Origin of the sequence: Pseudoduganella sp. RAF53_2 (assembly GCF_052113985.1) — a bacterium.
In the GTDB taxonomy this organism is placed as follows: Bacteria; Pseudomonadota; Gammaproteobacteria; order Burkholderiales; family Burkholderiaceae_D; genus Rugamonas.
This window is the reverse complement of sequence record NZ_JBFRDW010000513.1, coordinates 1-4416: the sequence shown is the minus strand read 5'-3', so window position 1 is coordinate 4416 and position 4416 is coordinate 1. Positions and strand designations below refer to the sequence as shown.

General features: G+C 63.1%; 4 protein-coding genes. 3 read left to right on the top strand and 1 reads right to left on the bottom strand.

From position 1 onward, the window contains the following. Positions 1-1864: serine hydrolase domain-containing protein (locus AB4Z11_RS24245; protein ID WP_442028248.1), on the top strand; the 1864-nt coding region annotated here is incomplete at its 5' end. Here the strand turns inward: AB4Z11_RS24245 and AB4Z11_RS24240 are convergent. Continuing rightward, complete coding sequence (locus AB4Z11_RS24240; protein WP_442028246.1) at positions 1865-2998, bottom strand: DUF1624 domain-containing protein; 1134 nt, start codon at positions 2996-2998, stop codon at positions 1865-1867. A gap of 100 nt (positions 2999-3098) precedes the next feature. Here AB4Z11_RS24240 and AB4Z11_RS24235 point away from each other — a divergent pair, with 100 nt between their 5' ends. Together AB4Z11_RS24235 and AB4Z11_RS24230 are read left to right on the top strand one after the other, a co-directional pair. Further along, on the top strand, positions 3099-3623 hold the full coding sequence (locus tag AB4Z11_RS24235) for a GbsR/MarR family transcriptional regulator (protein ID WP_442028245.1): 525 nt from the start codon (positions 3099-3101) through the stop codon (positions 3621-3623). Between the two features lie 91 nt (positions 3624-3714). Beyond that, the coding region (locus AB4Z11_RS24230) for an NAD-dependent epimerase/dehydratase family protein (RefSeq protein WP_442028243.1) at positions 3715-4416 on the top strand (702 nt) is incomplete at its 3' end.

The following is a 4416-nucleotide window of genomic DNA, read 5'->3' as shown; positions in this document are numbered from 1 at the left end:
CGATTGGACGGTGCGCCGCGATCCGCAGGCGCTGGTGTTGGTGGCTCCGGAAGGCGATATGAAGGTGGCGCTGCTCGACCTGAAAGCCGCCGACGCAACGGCCGCGATCAAGGAGGCGTGGGCACGTTACCGTCCGGACGAGAAGCACGCGCTGCGCATCATGACCGCGCGCAGTGCCCGCGAAGGCTGGGATGAAAAACAGGTGGCCGACTACGACACCACGCCCAATGAGCGTCTGGTCATCGAAGTTGTGGCCGCACGGCGCGGCGAGGATTGGACCGTGATGATTATCGACGGCAGCGAGCAAGCAGCCGAGAAGCGTGGYGCCGCGCTGGGTTTGCTGGGCAAAAGCCTGCGCCCCAGCGGCTACGTGCCGGAGTCTTTCGCCGGACGCACGCCGCATCCGCTGGACGCCGCACGCATCGCCCAGCTGCGCGATTTCCTGCAGCAGGCCATCAAGGATGCGCAAATTCCCGGCGCCGGTTTTGCAGTGATGGAGCAGGGCCGCATTGTGTATGAAGGCGGCGTGGGCGTGCGCGAACTGGGCAAGCCAACGCCGGTCGATGAACACACATTGTTCATGGCCGCGTCCAACACCAAGGGCATGAGCACGCTGCTGCTGTCCACCCTGGCCGACGAGGGCAAGCTGCGCTGGGACCAGCCGGTGATCGAGCTGTATCCATCCTTCCGTCTCGGCGACGATGCGACCACGCGTCAGGTCCAGGTGCATCACCTGGTTTGCGCCTGCACCGGCCTGCCGCGCCAGGACATGGAATGGCTGTTTGAATACAAGAACACCACGCCGGCGCAGTCGATCGGGATGCTGGCCACCAACAAGCCAACCAGCGGTTTCGGTGAGGTCTTCCAGTACAACAATCTGATGGCGTCCGCGGCGGGTTATATCGGCGGACACCTGATTTATCCCAAGCTGGAACTGGGCAAGGCTTACGACAAGGCGATGAGCGAGCGCATTTTCCAGCCGCTGGGCATGAACGATACGACCTTCGACATGGCGCGCGCGCTGCGCGGCAACCATGCCAGTCCGCATGGACGTGACCTGTACAACAAAACGGTCGTGATGCAGATGAATATCAACTACGCGGTGGTGCCGCACCGTCCGGCGGGCGGCGCGTGGACCTCGGCGCATGACTTCATCCGCTATGTGCAACTGGAAGCCCTGCAGGGCAAGCTGCCGGATGGACGTCAGCTGGTGTCCGCCGCCAATATCCTGAAGCGCCGCGAACCGCAGGTAGCGGAAGGCGAGGATGCGTTCTACGGCATGGGCCTGTCGACGGAAAAGGCGTGGGGCGTCCCGGTTGTATCGCACGGCGGCAGCCTGGATGGCTACAAGAGCAATTTCTATCTATTGCCGGAGACTGGCACCGGCGTCGTTTTGCTGACCAATTCGGAAGATGGTTATCGCCTGCTGCGCCCGACCCTGCGGCGCTTGCTGGAAGTGCTCTACGACGGCGAGCCGGAAGCACAGGAAGATGTGCGCGTTGCCATGCAGCGTGACCGGGCTGAAAGGGATGATGTGCGCAGCCGCCAGACGCTTCCGGTGCCCGCCGATGCAATGGCCCTGCTGGGAGGCTCTTACCGGAGCCCTGAACTGGGACGCTTGACAGTGCGCCGTGTTGGCAAGGATGTGGTCTTCGACGTGGACGAGTGGAAGAGCCCCGTCGGCGCACGCCACAATGACGATGGCAGCACTTCCTTTACCATGATCAGCCCGAGCATGGTTGGCCTGGAACTGGTGGCCGATAAGCGCGATGGCAAGCGTGCACTGGTCCTGCGCGACAGCCAGCACGAGTATGTGTTCGAGGAGGTGTCCGGCGTGCAGGGCAAGGCGCGCACCAAGCCCTGATCACGATGGCTGAACGCTGGCGGTGGCGAGCGCGGTGGTTTTGCGCCGCTTCCACCAGCGCGTCAGCGCATACATGATGGCGATGACGCAGATCCAGCCGCCGTAGGCCGCCAGCAGTGACGGCTCATAGCCGGGCGGGAAGGTGAAACCGACCGGACTGCCGCTTGGCAGTGCGCCATAGCGGGCGAGGAAGTAAGGCCCGGCGAGGAAGTGCGTGAGCGCGATGTGGATCACGTAGAAGAACAGCGGCGAGCCGCCGAACAGGATCAGCACCGGCACGGGTTTGAGGCGTTCGAACAGCACCAGCAGCGGCAACGAAATCCCCATCGTCACGCAGATGTAGAGCAGCGACGGTGGATATTTGTGCACGCGCACGAAGGAAATCAGGTCCCAGATCCAGCCTCGGTTCTGCGGCGACCAGGGATCGGGATCACCGTAGAAGTTCCCGCTGCGCAGAGCAATGAAGGCCACCATCAGCACGGCGCCGGCTGTCAGCAGGAAGCGCTGGCGGCGCGCGGCGTCCCAATGAAAGATGGGGCCGAGCGCGTAACCTGCGGCAATCAGGCCAAGCCAGGGCATTAGCGGATAAACAAACAGCACGCCATAGCCGGAGCCTCCAACCGGCAGGAAGCCGCCCTCATGCCAGGCGAGCCACAGCGGATTGCTTGAGTGCAGGCCGTCCAGCAGATTGTGGGGCAGGATCAGCAGCGCGGCGGCCAGTGCGATTGCCAACTGCGGCAGCCACACCAGCAGCGACAGGAACATCATCCCCATGCCGAGCGCCCAGATCACCTGGAAGATGGTGACGTTGTAGCTGAACTGCCAGCTGAAACTGATCCAGGTCGCTTCCAGCAGCAGGAGCATGGCGCCGCGCGTGAAGAGGTAGCGCGACAGGGCGGGGGTGCCGCCGCTGGTCCCGCGCAGGAAGGCTGAACTGCCGGCCAGCAGCACAAAGGTCGGTGCACACAGATGCGTGATCCAGCGGGTGAAGAACCAAGCGGGCGTGGTCTGGTCCAGCTGCTCCGGCCCCCAGTTCGCCGGCCCGAAGAAGTCCCGCGCATGATCCAGCGCCATGATGACAATCACCAGCCCGCGCAGCATATCGATGCTCGCAATGCGCCCTTGCTTGCCCATGATCGCCTCCATGTCGATTTGATCATTGTCTGGGTGGAGCGGGTGAAGAGCAAGTTATTTCTGTCTTGACAGAAATTAATGTAAGCGTAGAATCGAAGACATGGAACTGAAACCGATCGCTGAACGCTTTGTGCTCCACTGGGGCGAAATGGGGTCCCGCTGGGGCGTGAACCGCACCGTGGCGCAGATACATGCGCTGCTGTACCTGGTCGGCCGGCCGATGGACGCGGAAGAGATCACGACCACGCTGGGCGTGGCGCGTTCGAACGTGAGCAATAGCCTGAAGGAGCTGCAGTCGTGGAACCTGATCCGCGTGGTGCACCTGAAGGGCGACCGCCGCGATCACTTCGAGACGTCGACCGATGTGTGGGAACTGTTCAAGCTGATTGTCGCAGGGCGCCGCCAGCGCGAGATCGATCCGACTGCGGTGGCGCTGACCGAGTGCCTGGAGAATCCGGCCATCGACGAGGAAGACGAAGGCACGCGCGAGCGCATTGAGGAAACGCTGAAGTTCATCGAAACCATGAGTACCCTGGCGGAGGAGATGCTGCGCTTTAAGCCGGAAACACTGATGAAGATGATGGGCATGAGCGCCAAGATCAGCAAGGCAATCCGGCGTAGCTGAATGACGCAACGGACAAACGGGCGGCGTGGCCCGTTTTTTTGAAGCCTACAATTTCTGTTTCAACAGAAATAAATGAAAGTTGAGGCGTGATATGAGAGTGCTGGTATTTGGAGCCTCCGGATTTATCGGCCGCGCTTTGTGCGCGCGGCTGGAGGCTGGCGGTCATCATGTTCTGCGCCGGTCACGCGACTGGAACGCGGCACTGGATGGCGTGGTCGCGGTCGTCAATGCGGCAGGCATCATCACTGAACGCGAGAAGGGCGATTTCGAGCGTGTGCATCATTCCGGCCCGGCTGCACTGTTCGCGGCCTGTGTGAAGGCGAAAGTGCGCCGGGTCGTGCACATTTCCGCGCTCGGCGCGCCGGATGGCGGCACGCCGTATTTCCGCAGCAAGTTCGCCGGCGAGCGCGCGCTGAAGGCGCTGCCGGTCGAGTGGCAAATCGTGCGGCCGTCGCTGGTGTATGGCACGGACGGCGCGTCGGCAAAGATGTTCCGTACCCTGGCCAGCTTGCCGGTGGCCGCCTTGCCGGAGCTGGGCGATGCGAAATTCCAGCCGGTGCATATCGACGATGTCTGCGAGGCCATCACGCGCCTGCTTGCACCCGGCGAACCAGCACATCAGGAAGTCGACCTGGTCGGCGCAACGACGGTCAGCTACGCAGAAATGCTGGACTGCTACCGCCGCGCCATGGGCCTGGCGGCGCCGCTGCGCGTGACGATTCCGGCGCTGTTGATGCGCAGCTCGGCGGTCGTGGCGGGCTTGCTGCCCGGCGCCACGCTCACGCCGGACACC

Bases quoted from the DNA above. Each gene is read 5' to 3' on its own strand.
- AB4Z11_RS24240 (WP_442028246.1), bottom strand. From the start codon at position 2,998: ATGGGCAAGCAAGGGCGCATTGCGAGCATCGATATGCTGCGCGGGCTG.
- AB4Z11_RS24235 (WP_442028245.1), top strand. From the start codon at position 3,099: ATGGAACTGAAACCGATCGCTGAACGCTTTGTGCTCCACTGGGGCGAA.